The 20,586-nt window shown below is 70.7% G+C and carries 19 protein-coding genes; 9 read left to right on the top strand and 10 right to left on the bottom strand.

Going from position 1 to position 20,586, the window contains the following annotated elements:
- Positions 1–5: 5 nt before the first annotated feature.
- From JQS43_RS13475 to JQS43_RS26060, 10 genes are all read right to left on the bottom strand, one after another.
- Positions 6–824: a class I SAM-dependent methyltransferase gene (locus JQS43_RS13475; protein ID WP_239674737.1), complete on the bottom strand. Its 819-nt coding sequence runs from the start codon at positions 822–824 to the stop codon at positions 6–8.
- Positions 825–826: 2 nt separating this feature from the next.
- Positions 827–1,564, bottom strand: a complete 738-nt coding sequence (locus JQS43_RS13480) for an ABC transporter permease (protein ID WP_239674738.1) — start codon at positions 1,562–1,564, stop codon at positions 827–829.
- Positions 1,554–2,507: an ABC transporter ATP-binding protein gene (locus JQS43_RS13485; protein WP_239674739.1), complete on the bottom strand. Its 954-nt coding sequence runs from the start codon at positions 2,505–2,507 to the stop codon at positions 1,554–1,556. The genes JQS43_RS13480 and JQS43_RS13485 overlap by 11 nt, the downstream gene beginning before the upstream one ends.
- Positions 2,508–2,516: 9 nt before the next feature.
- Positions 2,517–3,263 carry a CPBP family intramembrane glutamic endopeptidase gene (locus tag JQS43_RS13490; RefSeq protein ID WP_239674740.1) on the bottom strand — a complete coding sequence of 249 codons (747 nt, stop codon included), beginning with the start codon at positions 3,261–3,263 and terminating at the stop codon, positions 2,517–2,519.
- Complete coding sequence (locus JQS43_RS13495; RefSeq protein WP_239674741.1) at positions 3,260–3,991, bottom strand: CPBP family intramembrane glutamic endopeptidase; 732 nt, start codon at positions 3,989–3,991, stop codon at positions 3,260–3,262. The genes JQS43_RS13490 and JQS43_RS13495 overlap by 4 nt, the downstream gene beginning before the upstream one ends.
- On the bottom strand, positions 3,966–5,327 hold the full coding sequence (locus tag JQS43_RS13500; RefSeq protein ID WP_239674742.1) for a YcaO-like family protein: 1,362 nt from the start codon (positions 5,325–5,327) through the stop codon (positions 3,966–3,968). The genes JQS43_RS13495 and JQS43_RS13500 overlap by 26 nt, the downstream gene beginning before the upstream one ends.
- On the bottom strand, positions 5,324–6,418 hold the full coding sequence (locus JQS43_RS13505; protein WP_239674743.1) for a TOMM precursor leader peptide-binding protein: 1,095 nt from the start codon (positions 6,416–6,418) through the stop codon (positions 5,324–5,326). The genes JQS43_RS13500 and JQS43_RS13505 overlap by 4 nt, the downstream gene beginning before the upstream one ends.
- Before the next feature lie 2 nt (positions 6,419–6,420).
- Positions 6,421–7,371 (bottom strand): SagB family peptide dehydrogenase, encoded by a 951-nt coding sequence (locus JQS43_RS13510; protein WP_239674744.1) that lies wholly within the window; start codon positions 7,369–7,371, stop codon positions 6,421–6,423.
- Positions 7,372–7,822: 451 nt separating this feature from the next.
- A complete protein-coding gene (locus tag JQS43_RS13515) occupies positions 7,823–8,497 on the bottom strand; it encodes a response regulator (protein ID WP_239674745.1) in 675 nt (224 codons plus the stop codon).
- Positions 8,454–9,764 carry a sensor histidine kinase gene (locus JQS43_RS26060; RefSeq protein WP_275580891.1) on the bottom strand — a complete coding sequence of 437 codons (1,311 nt, stop codon included), beginning with the start codon at positions 9,762–9,764 and terminating at the stop codon, positions 8,454–8,456. Before JQS43_RS26060 ends, JQS43_RS13515 begins: the two co-directional genes overlap by 44 nt.
- A 128-nt stretch (positions 9,765–9,892) precedes the next feature.
- Between JQS43_RS26060 and JQS43_RS13530 the strand changes: the two genes are divergently transcribed.
- From JQS43_RS13530 to JQS43_RS13570, 9 genes are all read left to right on the top strand, one after another.
- Entirely contained in the window at positions 9,893–10,396 is a 504-nt protein-coding gene (locus tag JQS43_RS13530) for a PH domain-containing protein (RefSeq protein ID WP_239674746.1), read from the top strand.
- Positions 10,393–12,030, top strand: a complete 1,638-nt coding sequence (locus JQS43_RS13535; RefSeq protein ID WP_239674747.1) for a PH domain-containing protein — start codon at positions 10,393–10,395, stop codon at positions 12,028–12,030. The genes JQS43_RS13530 and JQS43_RS13535 overlap by 4 nt, the downstream gene beginning before the upstream one ends.
- Positions 12,023–12,727, top strand: coding sequence for a YqeB family protein (locus tag JQS43_RS13540; RefSeq protein WP_239674748.1), 705 nt, complete (start codon positions 12,023–12,025; stop codon positions 12,725–12,727). The genes JQS43_RS13535 and JQS43_RS13540 overlap by 8 nt, the downstream gene beginning before the upstream one ends.
- A gap of 109 nt (positions 12,728–12,836) precedes the next feature.
- On the top strand, positions 12,837–13,778 hold the full coding sequence (locus JQS43_RS13545) for an ABC transporter ATP-binding protein (RefSeq protein ID WP_239674749.1): 942 nt from the start codon (positions 12,837–12,839) through the stop codon (positions 13,776–13,778).
- 7 nt (positions 13,779–13,785) lie between these two features.
- Positions 13,786–14,952 carry an ABC transporter permease gene (locus JQS43_RS13550; RefSeq protein WP_239674750.1) on the top strand — a complete coding sequence of 389 codons (1,167 nt, stop codon included), beginning with the start codon at positions 13,786–13,788 and terminating at the stop codon, positions 14,950–14,952.
- Positions 14,949–16,109: an ABC transporter permease gene (locus JQS43_RS13555; RefSeq protein ID WP_239674751.1), complete on the top strand. Its 1,161-nt coding sequence runs from the start codon at positions 14,949–14,951 to the stop codon at positions 16,107–16,109. The genes JQS43_RS13550 and JQS43_RS13555 overlap by 4 nt, the downstream gene beginning before the upstream one ends.
- Positions 16,110–16,308: 199 nt before the next feature.
- Complete coding sequence (locus JQS43_RS13560; RefSeq protein WP_239674752.1) at positions 16,309–17,109, top strand: ABC transporter ATP-binding protein; 801 nt, start codon at positions 16,309–16,311, stop codon at positions 17,107–17,109.
- The gene (locus JQS43_RS13565) at positions 17,109–19,655 is read left to right on the top strand and encodes an ABC transporter permease (RefSeq protein WP_239674753.1); all 2,547 of its coding nucleotides are present in this window, start codon (positions 17,109–17,111) and stop codon (positions 19,653–19,655) included. Before JQS43_RS13560 ends, JQS43_RS13565 begins: the two co-directional genes overlap by 1 nt.
- 202 nt (positions 19,656–19,857) lie before the next feature.
- Entirely contained in the window at positions 19,858–20,547 is a 690-nt protein-coding gene (locus JQS43_RS13570; RefSeq protein WP_275580892.1) for an HAD family hydrolase, read from the top strand.
- The last annotated feature ends 39 nt before the right edge of the window (positions 20,548–20,586 follow it).

The raw sequence follows: 20,586 nt of genomic DNA on the forward strand, positions 1-20,586 counted from the left end.
GGTGACTACCGCCGCCGCGTCAGCGCAAGGACGCCATCGACGATTTGGTGACTGCTGCGGTGCCCGGCCCCACCAGGGCGACCAATCGGGCCCCGCCTCGCCACCGGCAAGATCCGGTAGTCGGCCGGCTCCCAGCCAACCTCCGTGAACGGGTCCAGGCTGACCAGACCGTGCAGCTCCACCCGCGCGCCCACCCCGCCGGCCAGGGCCGCCATCTGCCGAGCGGAATCGGCCGAGACCACATCGGTCAGCCAGACCGTCCCCGGGGGGAGGGCATCGGCGAGCGTACCGGCGAGGGCCGTCAACGCCGGCGGCGGTAGGTACGGCAGCAGCCCTTCACTCACCACCACCACCCGCGACGCGGCACCGCACTCGGCCGCCAGCACCTCCCGCAACGCCGACTGATCCCGCAGGTCGGCGCCGATCCGCCGGACCGGGCAGGTCGCTGGCGCCTCCCCCAGCACCTCGGACTTGAGCCGGTGCAGCTCGGGTGAGTCCAGCTCCAGCACGAGCTGGGCGGCGGAGAGGTCGAGCCGGTACGGGCGGGCGCAGAACCCAGAACCCAGATTCACCACCAGCGGCGCCGTCGGCCCGGCCAACTCGGCGGCGAGTAGCTGATCCACGAGCAGCGTACGGGTCACCACCTCGTCGCCGCCGGCCTCGAGCAACCCTCGGTAGCCGGGCTGCGCCGGGCCGCGGGCCGCGACGAAGCTCGCCGCGAACGGGTCCCGCAGCCGCGGCTGCGGCCGGTCCTGCTCCACCGCGCGGCACGCGGCGGCCAGAAACGCGGTCGCCTGAACTCCTGGGTCCACCCGCGGCGCCACGCCTACTCCCACCGGAACAGCCGGGCGGCCACTGCCGCGCTGGCCACCACGGTGCCGGCGAGCACCCCCAATGCCAGCGGCAGTTCGTCGCCGCCCGAGTCCAACCAGGCCCACTGCAGCGCCCGAACCGCGTACGACAATGGCAACAGGTCGCTGATCTGCTGCATCGTGTCGGGCATGATCTCCCGTGGGATGGTGGCACCGGTCAGGAAGATCATCGGGAAGTAGACCAGGTTGGCCAGCACCACCGCCGACGTTTCGCTCCGCGCCAGCGACGCGATCAGCATGCCGAGGCCGAAGGTCGCGGCACCGGCAAGCACCACCAGCCCGGCGAACGCGACCGGGTGCGCCGGCGCCGCCAAGTCGAAGAAGACCGCCCCGGCGGCGAGCAGAATGGCGATTCCCACCAGACATAGCAACCCGTTGACCAGCAGTTGGGCGATGAGGAAGACGATCGGACGCGCCGGAGTGGCGCGCAACCGGCGCAGGAATCCCCGGGACCGGTACTCCACCATCCCCAGCGGGAAGCTCATCAACCCGGCGACGGCGAGTACCAGCGCCACGTAGGCCGGTGTCGAAACATCCACAGTGCCCTGGCCGTCGAACTGGTCGGACGGATCGTTACCGTAGATGCCGCCGAAGATGGCGAGGATCATCACCGGGAACGCCAGCGCGAAGAAGAGCGGCGGCACGTTCCGCAGCATCCGCCGGCTCTCGAAGCTGAGCACCTTACCGAACACCGCTCGTCTCCTCCTTCGCGCTGGCCTGCTCACCGGTCAGGCTCAGGTAGACGTCCTCCAGCGACGCCGGCAGCGACCTGCTGGTCACCGCATATCGCGCCAGCAGCCGGGTGACCTGTTCCCGCAGCGGCGGCTCCGCCACCTCGATCCGCAGCCGGTTGCCGGCCGGGGTGAGCCGGACCGCCGGCCCCAGCTCGGCCAGCTCCCGCCGGAGTTCTTGCTGGTCGGCCGCGTCCTCCACCACCAACCGCTCGACGTCGCTGGCGTGGGTGGAGATCAGCTCGCTCACCGTGCCCTGCGCCACCAGCCGGCCCGAGACCAGCACCAGCACCCGGTCACAGAGGTACTCGACTTCATCCATGTGATGGCTGGTGATCAGCACGGTCAGTCCGGCGTCGTTGCGTGCCCGCAACCCTTCCCACACCGACCGCCGCGCCGCCGGGTCCAGGCCAGTGGTCAGTTCGTCGAGCACCACCAGCCGGGGCCGACCGAGCAGCGCCAGCACCAGCGACAGCCGCTGCTGCTGCCCTCCGGAGAGCTTGCTGACCAGCTGCCCCGCTGCCGCGGTGAGGCCGAACTGGGCCAGCAACTCGGCCGGGTCGGCCGGGTCGGGGTAGAAGCTCGCGAACAAGGAGCAGACCTCCGCCACCTTGGCCCGCGACGGGAACGCGGAGTGCTGGAGCTGGACGCCGACCAGACCAGCCAGCCGGGTCCGGTCGGACGCCGGGTCGAGGCCGGCCACCCGGATCTGCCCCGCGGCGGCGGTGCGCAGCCCTTCCACACACTCCAGCAGCGAGGTCTTGCCGGCGCCGTTCGGCCCGATGAGCCCCACCACCTCCCCCGGGGCGACGGTCAGATCTACCCCGTCGACCGCGGTCAGGCTGCCATACCGGACGGTCAGCCCACGTACCTCGACGCCGACGCCCTCGATGCCACCGTCCATCATGTCTCCTTACGCTGTCCGGACCGGCCGGCCGGTACCCAGGTTCGTGTAGAAGCCGGCGAACGATGCGTGCACCACGATCGCCGGAAGAACGCTGCCGGTCACCACCACCAACAGCCCGCACAGCACCGAGAGCACCACGCTGGAGACCCCCAACACCAGCGCGGCCAGGCCGCGCTCGGTCAGCACCACCTGGCCGAGGATGAAGACCGCGCCGCTGAGCAGCACCGCCATCGGCACCGAAGCCCCGGATGCCAACAGCCCGAGCAGGAACACGCCGCGGAAGAAGAACTCCTCCACCGCCGCGCTGCTCATCGGGACCACCCACCGCCAGTGCGCGGGCAGCACCAGGATCTCCCGGATCCACCCCACGCCCGCCACCGCGCCCGGCACATCCACCTGCGGCCGCACCGCGTACACCAGCGACATCGCGAAGCCGGTGCTGGCCGCCGCGCCCAGCGCCACCAACGCGGTGAGCGCCACCTCAACCAGGGTCGGCCGCCAGCTCACCACCGCCCACAGGTCGAGCCCCGACCACCAGGTCACCGCCGTGATCGCCAGCAGGCCCGCGACCAGGTAGATCGCGGTGCCGACCACCGGGAAGACGTAGCGCGGGTCGAGCCCCGTAAGCGAGGAGACCGCGAGCCGGAACCGCTGCCGGGTCCGCCGCCGGGCCAGCGGCAGCCGGTAGACCGCCAGCCAGCTCGCGGCGGCCACGCTCGCGACCGCGGCGAACCCCCAGGCGGAGCCGGTCACTGCGGCACCCGCTGCGGCTGCTGGTCCGCCGCCGGGCGACCGGCCGACCCGCCGCCGAACCACCGCGGCAAGACCGCCACCACCAGCACATTCTGGGCCACGTGGGCGAGCACCGGCACCAGCACACTGCCGCCGCTGGCGAGAAACAGCCAGCCGAAGAGCACCCCGGTGACCAGCTTCTGACCCACCGTAAGCCAGCCGAAGTAGAGGTGGTTGAGCGCGTAGACCAGCGCCGCCACCGCCACCGCCAGCACGGCCGGCATCGCCAACTCATGCCGCAGCAGGTACAGGCCCACCCCGCGGAAGATCACCTCCTCCGCGACGGCGACCAGTAGCGCGGTCGTCACCGCCAGCCCGCCGGCGGCACCGCCGCGCTGCCACCGCTCGTGCAGCCGCACCCGCACCGGCCGGCGGCCTCGGGCCAGCGCCGTCGCCGCGCCCACGCCTACCTCTACCCCGGGAGCGGCCAGCCCGACCGCCACCGCAACCGCGCACCACCACCACGCCACCGGGGCGGCCAGCACCCCGCTGGCCGGCGCCACGTACCAGACCAGCCCGGCGACGAGCAGGAACGCTCCGGGTAGCCAGAGTCGCCGCAGCTGCGCGAGGATCTTCCCGGCTCCGGGGGCGGGGCCGAGCGTCATCGCCAGGCCTACCCGAAACAGTTGCGCCGGGAAGGCAGCGCAGAGCAGCACCAGCAGACTAAGGGAGAGGGTGCGGGAACTCATTGGTCACTCCGCCGTACTGCACCATCCGCGGGTGGGCCTTCGGCGGTAGGCCGGGCAGGCACATGCTCAGCACCTCCGGGATGAGCACCCGCACCACCTTCCAGTCGGTGTCGGCCAGCTCCGGCGGGGTGATGTCCAGGTAGGTCGCCCACTCACTGACCCCGGCGACCATCCGGAGCAGCTCCGCCAGCGCCTGCTCATCCGATTCGGCCAGCGGGGCGATCTCGGACAGCTTCACCGAGCCCTGGAACCGGCCCGCCACGACTTCTTCCTTCCGGGCCGCGTCCTGCGGACTGGCGTAGTAGAGGACGTTGGTGTCCAGATCCAGGTAGGGCGAGGTGTTGACCGCGGCGTGGACACTCGCGGTGTCGAAGATCGCGCTGTACATGCCGAGGCTCAGGATCGCCGCGCTCTCCATGGTGCCCCGCAGCATCGCGTACCGCGGGTCCGCGTCGCCCTGCACTCCGAAGCTGAGCCGGGGCAGCGAGTCGGTCTTCCGTTCCAGGAAGACGCCGAAGTTCGGCAGCGGCAGCTCCGGCCGGGTGAGGTGATTGGCCCGCAGGGTGTAGGCGGAGTCCGGCCCCAGGTGCATGCCGGTGAAGGTCCGCAACAGGTCGTCGTCGTCGATCACCACTGCCGGGGCTGGGGTGTCGGTGTACCAGTTGAGGATGAACGCGTCGATCTGGACCGCCTCGATCAGCGCGTTGCGCAGCGCCTTGGCCAGCGAGACGTGGGCGGCGGTGCCGGTGGAGAACGACGGGGTGAAGAGCAGGTCGCGGTGCTCGACGCTGGTGGTGAATCCGAGGAAGAACAACTGCGCCGGCACCCACAGCTGTTCGCCCGGCTCCAGCAGCGAAGGGCAGCGTACCCACGCGATCACGTCGTCCTCGGTGGGCGGCCGGTCGCTGTAGCGGTGCAGCCGGTTGCCCAGCGCGGATTGTTGGGCAGGATCGAGAATGCCGAGATACTCCAGCGGCAGGCAGCGACCCTCGGCGGCGAGCTCCCGCCGGGTGGCGTACCGGAACTCGTCGTCGACCAGCCGGATCGCCGCCATCGCGGCGTACCGCTCGACGCTCTCGCCCATCAGCTTGACCAGCGCTTCTTCGTTGGCCAGGCCGTAGCCACTGAGGTGGTACTGCACCTGCAGGTGTGGGTCGTCCATGATGAACCGGTGGTAAGCCGGCATGGTGGCGGTCATGGCCCGCATCAACGGCTCGCCCGGGATGTCGGTGACCGCCACGAAGTATCCCGGCAGGATGCCGGCCTGGTTACCGGCGAGGTGCTGGTACCGCCGCAACAGGTGCGGCATCGAGGGGTAGTGGGACAGCCGGGTCATTGCAGCGCCGCCGAGACGATCCGGTCCACCGCGGCCCGGCTGTTGAAGTTGATCTCACGCAGTCGCTGCTTGGAGACCCGCCCGCAGGCTGGACAGTTCGGCATTCGCAGCAGGTCCTGGGTCTGGATCTCGAAGGTCGGTAGGTGCACGCTGACCGCCCGCCCAGACAGCCGGGACGAGCCGGTGGCCGCATGCAGATAGCCTTCGGTCACCGCCAAGCTCGCCAGCAGGTGCATGACCGGCGCGTCACTGCCTCGCGGCGGCGGCGCCCCGATCGCGGTACGGGTGAACTCGTGGTAGGCGACGTGGTCCTCGAGCCTGGCCAACGACCGCTGCTCGAAGCACTCGAAGCAGCCGGAGTGCGGTGACTTCACACCGACCGCCGAGAGGAACGGGCCGTCCACAAGGGCGCTGACCCACGGCACGTCCTGCCCCTCCAACACCCGGTTGAGGTTGCGCAGCACCGGCACGCTGGGGCGCAGGAAACAGGTCACCACTGCGGCCGCGCCAGCGAGCTGGCCCCGCAGCTCGGCGACGGTGTTACTGGTCTGGTAAGCCTCGATGTTGGAGGTCAGATCGGCGCGCTCCAGCTGGGTCACCGTGGCCTCGGGTAACGGCACCAACCGCAGCCGGAGATCTTCGGCGAGCCGCTCGGCCTGGGCCACCGCGCCCGGGCTGTCCGACCAGAACCGCACCTCCCGCTCCGGCGGGTCGCCGCCGCCCGGGTACGGCGAGACCAGCCGGCCCAGCAGCGCGGCGGTGATCGCCTGCTGGTCGAGCCGGTCCTGGGCGGCGACCACCACCCCGGCCTGGGCGAGGTCGGCGAAGAGTCGCTCGACGTTGGCGCGTTCGATCGGCAACAACTGCGGGTCCAGGTGGTCGGTCAGGATCGTGACCCCGTCGGCGAGCGCCCGCAGCGCCGACTGCACAGTGGCCGCGACCGCCGGCGGCTCGGCGCTGACGTCGATGACGGCTTCTTCGAAGTTCCAGACCCCAGTGCGGATCCGGAACCGGCCGCTGCCGTCCTCCATCACCCGCGCGGTGCTGGCCAGCGCGAACGTCGCCGGATCCGATTCGTGTGGTGTCGCCACCGTCATCCCTCCTGACCGATGATGCTGACGTGGACGACGTGCCGGGTGTGCCCGTCGAGCCCCAGCGCCTGTTCGATCCGTTGTTTGTCGTAGCCACCCTGGTCGCACCCGGCCAGCGCCAGGGCGGTCCGGGTGAGGTGCAGGTTCTGCAGGATCGCCCCGACCTCGATCAGCCCGAACACCACCCCGCCGTCGCCGTACTTGCGAGAGTTGTGGTGCAGGTTGTAGACGAAGGTGAACACCACCGCCGCCTGGTCGATCGCCAGGTCCGGCGAACGATAGAGCGCCAGCGGGTCGACCGGATCGGCCCCGGGTGGTCGGACCGGCTTGAGTGAGTGGGAGTAGGGGAAGTATTCGTAGGCCCCGGCGGGCAGACCGGTCACGTTGAGCGCCTGGACGAACAGGGTGACCGGGTAGAGGCCGCCGCCGGAGGGGGCGGTACGAAGTTTGATCATGCCGTGCGGGTCGGCGGGGTTGCCGTAGGGCAGTTCGCCGGTGTTGCCCTGGGCGTGGTGGAGCAGGGTCGCCAGCTCGGCCAGGCTCACCGGCTCACCGGTGAGTTCCCGGCTGCTGCGCCGGGTAGTGACCGCGGCGGTCAGCCCGGTGCGGAGCTTCTTAGGCGCCGGCAGCGGCACCGTCTCCCGCAGGTCCTCTTCCAGGTCTGCGTGGCAGGAGGTGAGCACCGCGTCGGGTTCGTAGAACCGGCCGATGCCCAGCTGGAAGCCGTGCCGGGCGTTGTCGGTGCGGTAGTTCAGCAGCAGCGACTCCCCGGCCAGGTCGTCGCCGGCGCCGGCCCACCGGCCCCGGAGCACCGTGTCCGGGGTACGCACCACAGTAGATGTCGAGTAGATGGATACCAGGCTGTGCTGCATCGCGAAGCTGCCCACAGCCCGTAGGTAGTCGTGGTCGGCGAGCGCCGCCTCGACCTCGTCTTTCGTGCGTTGGTAAGGCACGGTCCTCCACCGGTCAGGTCGGGAAACGGGCGAAAGCACGACACAAGGGAGGCCCGCAGCGATCGGAGCCTCCCTTGTGCGCCGCTGTTACCAGGAGCAGCAGCTAGTGCAGCAGCAGTTGCCGCCGCCGCAGGTGGTGGAAGCGCCCGGCGCGACCGTAACGGTAAGACCGCCGGTCGCCGTGCTGCCAACGTGGCCAGAGAAGCTCAGCATAGCTCCTCCCTTTCCTGGTTAGGGCCCGATCACGTGCTACCGGAGCCACCTCGGTGGGGGACGCGCGAACGCGCCTGAAAGGACGTTAGCAACGTCACAGCGAATGGGTCAAGGTGGAGAGTGCCAACCAAATCCGCACGTCACTGTGGGTATTCCAGGATCGACCAGCGACTACGTAGTCCGTTCGGTCAATCTGGTACGTCGGTCGTTCGGCCGGCCGGCGGAGCCGACTCCGGCGTCATGCTTCTCCCGCGTCGTGCGCGAGCACCGCCAGCTGAATCCGGTTCGCCAGGTCGAGCTTTGTCAATGCGCTCGACACGTGCGCTTTGACCGTGCCGACCGACATGAACAGCTGCTCCGAGATCTCGGCGTTCGACAAACCCCGCGCGACCGTGACCGCCACCTCTCGCTCCTTCTCCGACAGCTGGCCGAGCCGGGCCCGGGCCCGCACCCCCCGACCGTCCGGCTCCACGCTCCCGGCCACGTGGGCCATCAGCGTCCGGGTCACGTCCGGCGAGAGCACCGGCTCCCCGACCGCCGCCCGGCGCACCGCCGCCACGATCTCGTCCGGCGAAGTGTGCTTGAGCAGGAAACCCGCCGCCCCGGCCCGGATCGAGGCGAGCACGTTGGCGTCGCTGTCGAAGGTGGTGAGCACGATCACCGCGGGTGGGGCGCTCGACTCCGACCGCAGCGCCCGGGTGGCGTCGATGCCGTCACGCACCGGCATCCGGATATCCATCAGCACGACATCCGGCACCAGCCGAGCCACCGCCTCGACCACCTCACCGCCGTCGCTCACCTCACCGACCACGGTCAGGTCCGGCGCCCCGCCCAGCATCAGCTTCAGACCGGTGCGCACCAGTGCGTCGTCATCGACCAGCAACACCCTGGTCCGCGGGTTCGTCTCGTCCACCGTGCCACGGTAACCGGGCCGAGAGCTGGAAGATCCCACCCATCGCACCGTGCTCCAGGGTGCCGCCGTCGAGGGCGACCCGTTCGCTGAGCCCGGCCAGCCCGGCACCGGTGCCGGGGATCTCGGCCGTCCGGCCAGCCGGCACCGGATTACTTACCGCCACCGCCACCTCGGCGCCGGGTGAACCACCGACCCGTACCGCCACCGGCGCCGCCGGCGCGTGCTTGCGGGCGTTGGTCAACCCTTCCTGCACCACCCGGTAGATGGTGCGCTGCTCCTGCGGCCGCAGCGAGCCGGTGACCAACGACGGATCCAGTTGCAGCGTCACCGGCTGACCCGCCGCCCGGGCCTCGGCTACCAGCTCCGCCACATCCCCCAGCGAGGGCGGTGGCTCCGCCCGCTCGGTGGCGGCCGGCTCGGTGCCGCGCAGCACGGTGAGCACCTCCCCCAGCTCGGTCAGCGCCTGGTGGGCGTTCTCCCGGATCACCCGTACCGCCTCGGCGACCTCGGCGCCGCTCAACGGCTGCGCCGCCCCGGCCTGTGCTCGTTCGCTGCGGTACGCCAACGCGCCCGCGTGCACCGAGAGCAGCGAGATCCGGTGCGCCAGCACATCGTGCATCTCCCGGGCGATCCGTTCCCGCTCGGACTGGCGGGCCCGGGCGAGCCGCAGCTGCTGCTCCTGCCGCTCCTGCCGAGCCTCCCGCCGCAGGCCCAGCAGCACCTGCCGGCGGAACCGCACCACCAGCCCCCAGGCCAGCGGCAACCCGAACATCCCCACGACCCAGCCCACGTAGACCCCGAGCGACAACCCGGGTGGCTGGTAGGTGAGTGCGAACCCCAGCCCCTGAACGAGCTGCGGCGCGGTCACCGCGACCGCCGGCAACCAGCCGCGGTGGATGGCGACGGTGAAGATCATCACCAGGACGGCCCCCATCGCTGCGCCGGAGACCGCGAGCACCGGCACCATCGCGATCGCGATCGCCAGCGGATACCGCCGCCGCCACCACAGGCTCAAACACGCCAGGCCACCCACCCAGGGGTCCATCGCCAGCATCCAGTCGGGCACGGCCGCGACGTACGCCGGATCTGCCGATCCGGTCGTCAGGCTCCGCGACTCGTTGAGCCAGAGCGCCACGGCGAACAGAAAGAGCACCGTATCGACCAGCCAGTCGCGGACGGTACGCCCGCTGCTGGTGCGGCCGTCGACCGCCGCCAGCTCGCCGGGCAGCGCCCAGACTGGCACCCCCCTGCCCTCGCTCTGCCGCATCCCCCGAGCGTACGGGCGTCAGCTCAACGTCGACGTTCGCCGGTCGGCCAGGAACTCTGGCCGCCCGACCAGCTCCGGTAGTCACCCGGCAGATGTCCGCAGGTCCGCCGAGACCGGAAGATTCCGGCATGAAGTTGCTGGCCCGGGAGCCGATCCGCCTCCGCTCACCCGCCCATCCGGTGCATCCGCGCGCTCGCTGGTGGTGGACGCTGCGCGCAGTCGCACTGGTGGTGCCGCTGCTCGCCGCTGCCGTGGTAGCCACCTTCGTGGTCCCCGGGGCGGCGTGGCTGCGGCCGCTGCTGCCGGTGGCCGGGCTACTCGCGATGGCCTACCTGGTGGTGATGCCGCTGTGGCGCTACCAGGTCCACCGGTGGGAGGTTACCGAGCAGGCCGTCTACGCCGCCACCGGCTGGGTGGTGCGGGAATGGCGGATCAGTCCGATCTCCCGGATCCAGACCGTGGACACCCGCCGCGGGCCGCTGGAGCAACTGCTGGGGCTGGCCGCGGTGGCGGTGACCACCGCGTCGGCGCACGGCACGGTCTACATCGTCGGACTCGACCACGAGACCGCCCAGCGCACCGCCGACCGGCTCACGGAGATCACCGAGGCGACCCCGGGAGACGCGACGTGACCAGTCGGGAACCTGCCGCACCCGCGATTTCGGAGGTCACCGACCCGCCACCCCGGTCCCCTTCACCGGAGCCGCCGTGGCGGCGGTTGGACTCCCGCATGATCCTGGTGGACGCGGTACAGACGCTGCTCGCCCTGACCCCGGCGGTGGCGGCTGTGACCATCTTCGGGGTGGAGCCGAGCCTCGGCACGCTCTGGCCGGCGCTGGCGGTCGCGGCGTGGGGCGTCGTCAGCGCCGGCACCGACGCGCTGCGCTGGATCAAGACCCGGTACCGGATCACTGACGAGTACGTCGAAGGCCGCACCGGCCTGCTGGTGCGGCAGTACCGGTCGGTCCGCCGCGACCGGATCCGCAGCGTGGACACCACCGCGACGCTCCGGCACCGACTGGGTGGCCTACGAGTAGTGTCGATCGGCGCTGGGCAGCAGGCCAACACCGGCGAGGCAGCGCTGGCGCTGGACGCGATCTCTCGATCCGACGCCGAGCGGCTACGGCGAGACCTACTCGGCGAGGCGGCGCCGGCAGCGGCCGCGACCGGCGATCAGCAGCGGCCCGAGCCACCGTCCGACCCGGTCCTCGCCGAGCTGCGCTGGTCCTGGATCGGCTACAACCTGTTCAGCGTCTGGGCGTACCTCGCCGCCGCCGGGGTGCTGTGGGGCGCGATGTGGCTCGGTGGCAGCGTCGGGCTGGACCTGGTCGGCTGGGTTACCGGGCTGCTCGACTGGCGGTCACTCGGCTGGTTCTGGTCGGTCATGATCGGGTTCGCGGCGATCAGCCTGCTCGGCGTCGGGGTGCTGGCCACGGGCTTCGTCACCGAATACTGGCGGTTCCGGCTCACCCGAGTGCCCCGCCCCGAGGGCTCGGCGCTGCGGACCAGCCAGGGGCTGTTCAAGACCCGGCAGATCGATCGGGACGAGGGGCGGATCCGCGGCATCCAGATCAGCGAACCGGTGCTGTGGCGCTGGCTCGGCGTCGCCGACACCAACGTGATCAGCACCGGGCTGAACGAGGGGGGTCTCAGCCCGGCCAGCACCATCCTGCCCCGGGGGCCGGTGACGGTCGCCCGCCGGGTGGCCGCCGAGGTGCTCCGCGCCGCGCCGAACCCGTTGACGGCGCCGTTACGGCCGCACCCGGCCGCCGCCGGCCGCCGCCGCTACTGGTGGGGGATCGCGATCGCCGCCGCGGTGGTGGCGGCGGCCGGCATCGCCGCCACCACCATCGAGCCGGTCCCGAACTGGGCACCGCTGCTAGCGTCGGCGCTGCTCCCACTGACCCTGCTCGCAGCCGCGGTCGCCTACCGGGCACTCGGCCACACCCTCGCCGGGTCGTACCTGGTGGTCCGTTCCGGCCTGGTCAGCCGCGCCACGGTCGCGCTGCACGGGGGTGCGATCGTGGGTTGGCGCCTCCGGCAGTCGCTGTGGCAGCGGCGGCTCGGACTCCTCTCGCTCACCGCCACCACCGCCGCCGGCTACGGCGCATACGAGGCGACCGACCTGGCCGCCGACGACGCACTCGCCCTCGCCGACCAGGCGGCGCCCGGGCTCCTCCGGCCGTTCCTGCTCACCGACCACGAGCCCGGCGGCGACCGGTCCGGAGACCCGCCGCCGGGCAGCAAGGAGATCAACGATGGTTGAACCTCGCCGAACCGTCGTGGCCGACCCCAGCTGGGTCAGCCTGCTGTTCTGGGTAGGCTTCCCGGTCTTGGGTGGCGCCCTCGGGGCCGCGCTGCGCTGGCTGGTCCCCTGGTTGCTCTCCCTGCCGTGGACGCCGTTGCCGGGCCCGCTGCGGTTGGTCGAGAACACACCGAGCCCATGGGGCACCGTGGTGGCGGTGGCGCTAGGCGTGCTCGCTGGCCTCGGATTGGCTTATTCGGCAGCCAACGACCAGCTCCGGGTGGTGGTCACCGACCATCAGATCGCGGTCACCCGGGCCGGTGCCACCACCGAGTTTGCCCGGCACCGCGTCCAGGGGGTGTTCCGCGACGGCAAGCAACTGGTCCTACTCGGCACCGAGGCCCAGGAGCTGGCGCGGGAGGCCTCCGACCTACCCGAGCCGGCGCTCCGAGCGGCCTTTGTGGGCCACGGCTACCGTTGGCACGCCGATGGTGACCCGTACTTCGACGATTTTCGCCGGTGGGTACCCGGGCTTCCCGAGTTGCCGCCCGGCGCGGACGCCCTCTTCACCGCCCGGGAGAAGGCATTGCACGACGAGGACTACAGCGACGCCCGGCAACTACGCGACGAACTCGACGCGCTCGGCGTCGTGGTGCGGGATGACCAGACCAGACAGTTCTGGCGGCGGCACCGAGCCAACGGTGCGCCGCACGACTAGCCAGTCGGTGCCCGGCGCTAGCCAGCCGACCGATGCGACCGAACGGACGTCGTGGGCAGGCTTGCCCCGCGTCGAGGGCAACCCGACCAACCAAGGTAAGGAGCAGGTTGTGACAGAACCGGTGCTGGAGTGCAAGCACCTGCGTAAGGCGTACGGGCAGCTGACAGCGGTCGACGACATCAGCTTCAGCATCCGCGAAGGTGAGACCTACGGCTTGCTGGGACCCAACGGCGCGGGAAAGACCACCACCATCTCGATGGTCGTGGGCATCCTCGCCCGCGACGGGGGCGAGGTCACGGTCGCCGGGCAGCCGCACGGGGTCAACCGGACCGCCACCAAGGCGATGATCGGGTATGTCCCGCAAGACCTCGCCCTCTACCCGGACCTCACCGCGCTAGAGAACCTGCGGTTCTTCGGCAATCTCTACGGGCTGCACGGAGGTGCGCAAAAGCGGCGGGTCGCCGAGGTGGTCGAGCTGGTCGGGCTCAGCGACCGGGCTAGCGACCGGGTCGACAAATTCTCCGGCGGGATGGCACGCCGGCTCCACATCGCCGTCGGGCTGCTGAACCAGCCGCGGCTACTGATCCTCGACGAGCCCACCGCCGGCGTCGATCCGCAGAGCCGCAACGCGATCCTCGCCAGCGTGCAACAGCTCGCCGAGGAGGGGCTGGCGGTCCTCTACACCACCCACTACATGGAGGAGGCCGAACGGCTCTGCGACCGGGTAGGTATCATCGACGAAGGTCAACTCAAGGCTGAAGGCACCCGGCGGGAGCTGGTCCGCCTGGTCGGCAGCCAGGACGAGATCGTCCTGACCACCGAGGGTGATCCGGCCGCGGCCGCCGACGCGCTCGGCAAGCTGCCCGAGGTCGGCACCCTCACCCGGGAAGAGTCCCGGATCCGGCTGATGGTCGGCGAGGCGGCGCCGCTGCTGCCGACGGTGCTGGCGGCCGCCACCGGCACCGGCACCACGGTCCGGTCAGTGGAGGTCCGCCAACCCAACCTCGAAGCGGTCTTCCTGCACCTGACCGGCAAGGCGCTGAGGGACTGATCAACCCATGCGGACGATAATCCACCTCACCGCCAAGGACCTACGGCAACAACTGCGCAACGGCACCCTGCTGCTGTTCGCAGTGGTCCTGCCGCTAGGCCTGGCGTTCATGTTCAACAGCCTGATGGCGCCGGGCGACCCCCAGCTCAACGTCTCCTATGGAGTCGTCGACGAGGACGGTGGTGAACTCGCCACCGTCTTCACCAACGAGGTCCTCACCGCGATCGCGACCGACAGCAGCTTCGAGATCGAGCCAGTCACCGACCGGGAGACCGCTCACCGGCTCCTCGACGATCAGGACCAGGACGCGGTCTTCATCCTGCCGGCCGGCTTCACCGACCAGGTCAACGCCGGCCAGGAGGCGCGGATCGACGTGATCGGTCATCCCGACGCCGGGATCGCCGTCCAGATCGCGCGGGAGATCGCCCAGGCATTCGCCGCCGAGCTGCGCGGCGTCCAGCTGGCCGTGGCGGTCGGCGGCGCCGACGACCCGGACGCGGACCCCGCACACCTGGCCGAACAGGCCGCCGAGCTGGCCGCACCGGTGGTGCTTGCGGTAGACGACTCGGTCGACGATCGGGAGCTCTCCAGCAACACCCACTACTCGGCCGGCATGGCGGTCTTCTTTCTGTTCTTCACCGCCATGCTCAGCGTAAGTGGGCTCTTGGAGGAGCGTAGCCAGGGCACCATGGCCCGGCTGCTGGCCGCCCCGAGCGGCCGCCCCGCGATCCTGGCCGGCAAGCTGCTCAGCTCGGTCGTGGTCGGTGTGGCCGCGATGACCGTCCTGATCGGCGCCTCCACCCTGCTCCTCGGCGCCAGCTGGGGTGACCTGCGCGGGGTGGCGGTACTGGTGGTCGCGGTCGTCCTCGCCGCGGTCGCGATCATGGCGCTGCTCTGTTCCTTCGCGAACACCGCCGAACAGGCCAGCAACTGGATGTCGGTACTGGCGGTCCTGTTCGGTCTATTCGGCGGGTCGTTCGTGCCGCTGGCCCAGTTTGGCGGATTGGCGGTCATCAGCTACGCCACCCCACACCGCTGGTTCTTGCAAGGCCTGTCCGAACTCACCGGCGCCGGACCGGCCGCGGCCATAGTGCCCGCGCTGGTGCTGACGGGCATCGCCGCAGTGGCCTTCGCGGTCACGCTCCTGCGTATCGACAAGGTGGTGAGAGCATGAAGATGCTGGCGATCGCCGGGCTGAACCTACGCCGGCTCTTCCGGTACCGGCCGAACGTCTTCTTCGTGATCATTGGACCGCTCCTCTTCCTGCTGGTGTTGGGGATGCTCTTCGGCGGCTCCCAACCGGTACGCATCGGAGTAGTCGACGGCGGCGGGCCACTGGCCGAGCGGCTCACCGACGCTCTCGCCGAGGACGACCGGGTCGAGCTCACCCGCTTCGACGACCATGCCGAGCTGCAGACGGAGCTGGAGCGGGGCCTGCTCAACGCCGGGGTCGTCATCCCCGACGACTACGACCAGGTGGTCGGCGACGGCGAGCAGGCAGCGGTCCGCTATCTGGCCCGCGCCGACGATCCGCTCGCCGCCGACCTCGGAGTCTGGGTGCGGTCGGTGATCCCGCAGGAGGCCGCGCTGCTCCGGGCCGCCCAGTTCGGGGCGCAGGAGCATGGCGCGCCGGTCGACCAACACCTGCGTGCGGCCGAGTCCGCGGCGGCGACCATGCCCGGCATCGAGGTCGCGGTGACCACCACCGGGGAGGCGCAGATCCCGGAAGGGCTCAGCCAGTTCGCGCCGATGGCGCCCTCGCTGCTGCTGCTGTTCGTCTTCTTCACCTCGCTGATGGCGGCGCTCGGGCTGGTGGAGGCGCGCCGGCTGGGCGTCATCACCCGGATGACCGCCACCCCTACCCCGATCCGAACCCTGGTCGCTGGCGAAGCGCTCGGCCGGTTCGCGGTCGCGCTCACCCAAGGGCTCATCGTCCTGCTCGGATCGGCGTTGCTGTTCGGAGTGGACTGGGGCGACCCGATCGGCGCCGCCGCCGTACTTGTGCTGTTCTGTCTGGTCGGCAGCGGCGCGGCGATGCTGCTCGGCGCGCTGTTCCGCAACGAGGGAGCCGCGATGGGCGTCGGGATGGGGCTCGGGCTGGGGCTGGCCGCGCTCGGCGGCACCATGCTGCCGCTGGAGCTGCTCTCCGATCAGGTGCAGACGATCGCGAAGGCGACCCCCCACGCCTGGGGGTACGAGGCCTACAGCGAACTGGTCCGGCACGGCGGCACCGTCACCGACATCCTGCCGCAGCTGGGGGCGCTGGCCGGCTTCGCCGCGGTGCTCTTCACCCTCGGGGCCTGGCAGCTGCAGCGCAGCCTCACCCGATGACCACCGTCGACACCGCCGGTCCGCCGGCGCACCGGGGAGCTCCGGGTTTGCCCTGAGCCGGCATCGGGGTCGTCCCGCAGCGGGAAATCCGCCCCCACTCCGCCTCGGGTGGGAGGGAAACCACAACGGGATGGCTGACGATGGGTGGTGCCGGCCGATGAACGCGCCGGCCGGCACCACCACCGAATCAGGAGTAAAAATGAACGCAGCCCAGCGAACCGCGCACAACCGGGCCGGCGGCGGGGCGTTCGCCGCCCGGGCGGAGGACGTATGGAAGGTCTACGGGTCAGGTGAAGCCCAGGTCGTCGCCCTCCGCGGCGTCAACCTCAACCTCACCAAAGGCCAGTTCACCGCCATCATGGGCCCCTCCGGCTCCGGCAAATCCACCCTCATGCACTGCCTCGCCGGCCTCGACACCGTCACCCGCGGCACCGTCTACATCGACCAAACCCCACTCAACGGCCTCCGCGACAACACCCTCACCAAACTCCGCCGCGACCAAATCGGCTTCATCTTCCAACAATTCAACCTCCTCCCCACCCTCACCGCCAAAGAAAACATCCTCCTCCCCCTCAACATCGCCGGCCGCAAACCCGACCCCCACTGGTACGACACCATCATCAACACCGTCGGCCTCACCAACCGCCTCCACCACCGACCCACCCAACTATCCGGCGGCCAACAACAACGCGTCGCCTGCGCCCGCGCCCTCATCACCAAACCCCACGTCATCTTCGCCGACGAACCCACCGGCAACCTCGACAGCCACAGCGGCGCCGAAATCCTCACCTTCCTCCAACAAAGCGTCCACCAACACCAACAAACCATCGTCATGGTCACCCACGACCCCGTCGCCGCCGCCTACGCCGACCGCGTCATCTTCCTCGCCGACGGCAACATCGTCGACGAACTCGCCAACCCCACCGCCGAAGCCGTCCTGGACACGATGAAGCGGCTGGACACGCTGGTCGCCACGGATGCCGCCGAGGCGGTGGCCTGATGCTCCGCACCACCCTGCGCAGCATGCTGCACCGCAAGCTGCGGCTATTGCTCTCCGGATTAGCGGTGATCCTCGGTGTGATGTTCGTCGCCGGCAGTCTCATTCTGACCGACACCCTCGGTCGCTCATTCGACACCATCTTCGCCGACGCCTACGCCGAGACCGACGTGCTGGTCCAAGGTGAAGCAGCCATCCAGGTCTCGGAGTTGGAGGGTGAGCAGGTACCAGCCAACATCCCCGCCGACACCGCCGACACGGTGGCGGCGGTCTCCGGCGTCGCCCAGGCGGTCGGGCTGGTCGAGGCCGACGGCGCCCGGGTGATCGGCTCCGACGGCAAGGTCGTCTCATCCTTCGGCCCGCCCCGACTCGGCATCAACTGGACCGCCGACGCCGGACCGTACGAGCTTCGGGAAGGCCGCGGACCGGCGGCGCCGGACGAGATCGCGATCGACGTCGCGCTGGCGGACTCCGCCGGGCTGGCCATCGGCGACGAGGTCGGCGTGTTGACCCGCGAACCCCGGAACGACTTCACGCTGGTCGGCACGTTCGGCTTCGCCGGCGGCCGGGACACCCTCGGCGGGGTCCAGTTCGTCGCCTTCACCGACGAGGTGGCCCAACAGCTGATGCTGGGCGAGACCGGGGTGTGGAACGCGGTCGACGTCCAGGCGGAACCAGGGGTGGCGCCGGAGACCCTGCGCGACGACATCGCCGCCGCGCTCGGGGACGGCTACGAGGTCCGCACCGGCGAACAGGCAGCAGCCGACCAAGCGGACGAACTCAAAGAAGGACTCGCCTTCTTCAACTACATCCTGCTCGGGTTCGCCGGGGTGGCGCTGTTCGTCGGCGTCTTCCTGATCCTCAACACCTTCTCGATCATCGTCGCCCAGCGCACCCGCGAACTGGCGCTCGCCCGCGCCATCGGCGCCAGCCGCCGGCAGATGATCGGCTCGGTGATGCTGGAGGCCACGGTGGTAGGCGCGGTCGCTTCCGTGCTCGGCCTCGCCGCCGGCGTCGGCGTCGGCTGGCTCCTCGCCCGAGTCGCGGCTGCCTTCAGCGAGCTACCGCTCGCCGGCCTCGGCGTCCCCGCGACCGCGGTGATCGCGGCGGTCACGGTCGGCCTTCTGGTGACATTGGTCGCCGCGGTGCTGCCCGCGCTGCGGGCTTCCCGGGTGCCGCCGGTGGCGGCGATGCAGGAAGCCGCCACCCCGGACCGGCCGCTGACCAAGCTCAGTGTCGTCGGTGGCGCGATCCTGGTGACCGGGGCGGGCATCCTGATGCTCGGCCTCACCGACAACGCCGGGGGTGCCGTGCTGGCCGCGATCCTCGGCGGCGTACTGCTGACCTTCATCGGGACGGCGTTGCTGACACCGCTGGTGGCCCGGCCGGTGATCGCGGTGCTCGGCCGGCTGTTCTCCTGGTCGCTGCCGGGTCGGCTCGGCAGGCTGAACTCGGCGCGCAACCCACGCCGGACCGCGATCACCGCCGCTGCCCTGATGGTCGGGGTTTCGCTGGTAGCCGGCATCGGGGTGCTGCTCACCTCGGCGAAGGCCAGCATGGAGACGCTGGCCCGGGACTCGATCGCGGCAGAGTTGATCATTGCTGGAGAGCAGACCGGTCCCCGGCCGCCCAGCTTCGACGCCGCAGTGCTGCCCGCCGCCGCCGAGCTGCCCGGCGTCCACCGCGCCGCCGGCATCTACCAGGAACTCGCGCTCATCGACGGCGAGCGCACCTTCCTCACCGCCGCCGACGACCTGGCAGCGTTGCGGGACGTGCTCGGTCTGGAGTCGGCCGACGGCACACTCACCACCCTGGCGCCCGGCCAGACGGTGGTCGACGAGCAGCGGGCGGAGACGCTCGGCCTCGCCGTGGGCGACCAGGTCGAGGTGCAGCTCTCGCAGGGCGAGTCGGCCCAGTACGAACTGGTCGGCCTCTATCAGGACTCGCCCATCCAGGGCGGGTTCATCCTGCCGGTCGAGGCGACGCCGCAGTTCGCGGTGCCACAGCCCACAATCGGCCTGATCCAACTCGCCGACGGCGTCGCCGGCGACGAGTTGGAGCCGGCGGTGAGCGCGCTGCTCGCCGACAGCCCGGAAGTGTCGGTGAGCGACCAGAGCGCCTTCATCGAGCAGCAGACCAGCCAGCTCGACACCATCTTCGTGATGATCCAGGTACTGCTCGGGCTGGCGATCCTGATCGCGGTGCTCGGAGTCATCAACACGCTCGCACTGTCGGTGATCGAACGTACCCGGGAGCTTGGCCTGCTGCGGGCGGTCGGGTTGAACCGGGCCGCCACCATGCGGATGGTCACGGTCGAAGCGGTGGTGATCTCGCTCTTCGGGGCGGTGCTCGGCATCGCGCTCGGGGTGGCGCTCGGTGCGGCGGCGGTACAAGCCCTGCGCGACCAGGGGATCTCACAGTTCGCCGTACCGTGGTCGGATCTCGGGGTCTACCTGGTGCTGGCGGCGCTAGTCGGGGTGATCGCCGCGGTCCTGCCGGCGATCCGGGCCGCTCGGATCAACGTGTTGCGCGCGATCGCCCACGAATGACCTGGTGGGGCCCGACCTACCCGGGCCCCACCCCAACGCTTGATCCGGTGGGGGACGGGTGGGGTGCTGCGGCGCGGAGCCGCGGCACCCCACCCGCATCGTGGCTGCCCGCCGGCTGCGACTCGCCGGGCCCCGGCCCGCGTGACGTACTCGGCAGACCAGCGGTTAGCCGTCGCGGCGTCGCTTCCGGCAGACTGGCGGCGTGACAGAGCTAGTGGATGATCGCCCCGGCCCGGCAGCAGTACTCTTCGATATGGACGGCACCCTGTTGGACAGTGAACCGCTGTGGGGGGCGGCGATGGACGCACTCGCGGCGCACCACGGCGGCCTCCTCTCCGAGGCGGCCCGGCTCAGCATGGTCGGTCGAAACGCGTCCGAGTCGATGGCGATCTTCTATTCCGACGTCGGGGTCGCCGACCCCGACCTGGTCACCGATGAGCTCTTCCTCGCCGAGCGGATGGGCGCGCTCTTCGCCGAGGGTGTGCCCTGGCGGCCCGGCGCGACCGAGCTACTCGCCGAGGTCCGCACTGCGGGGCTGCCCACGGCGCTGGTCACCTCGACCGCCCGCCGGTTGGTCGAGGTGGTACTCGACAGCACCCTCGGCCGCGGCAACTTCAACGTGGTCATCTGCGGCGACGAGGTGGCCGAGGCGAAACCGCACCCGGAGGCGTATCGGACCGCCGCGAGCCAGCTCGGGGTGCCGATCGAGCAGTGCGTGGCGATCGAGGACTCCCCCACCGGCATCCTCAGCGCGAGCGCCGCCGGCGCCCGGGTGATCGGAGTGCCGGGCGAGCTGCCCCTCGCCGGGGTCGACGGCGCCCACCTGGTCACCAGCCTCGTCGAGGTCGACCTCGGGTACCTCACCCGACTGGCCGCGACCGCCCGGGCATAGCCGGCTCGCCCTCAGCCGGCTATGCCCGGAGTCGACCTT

Origin of the sequence: Natronosporangium hydrolyticum (genome assembly GCF_016925615.1) — a bacterium.
In the GTDB taxonomy this organism is placed as follows: domain Bacteria; phylum Actinomycetota; class Actinomycetes; order Mycobacteriales; family Micromonosporaceae; genus Natronosporangium; species Natronosporangium hydrolyticum.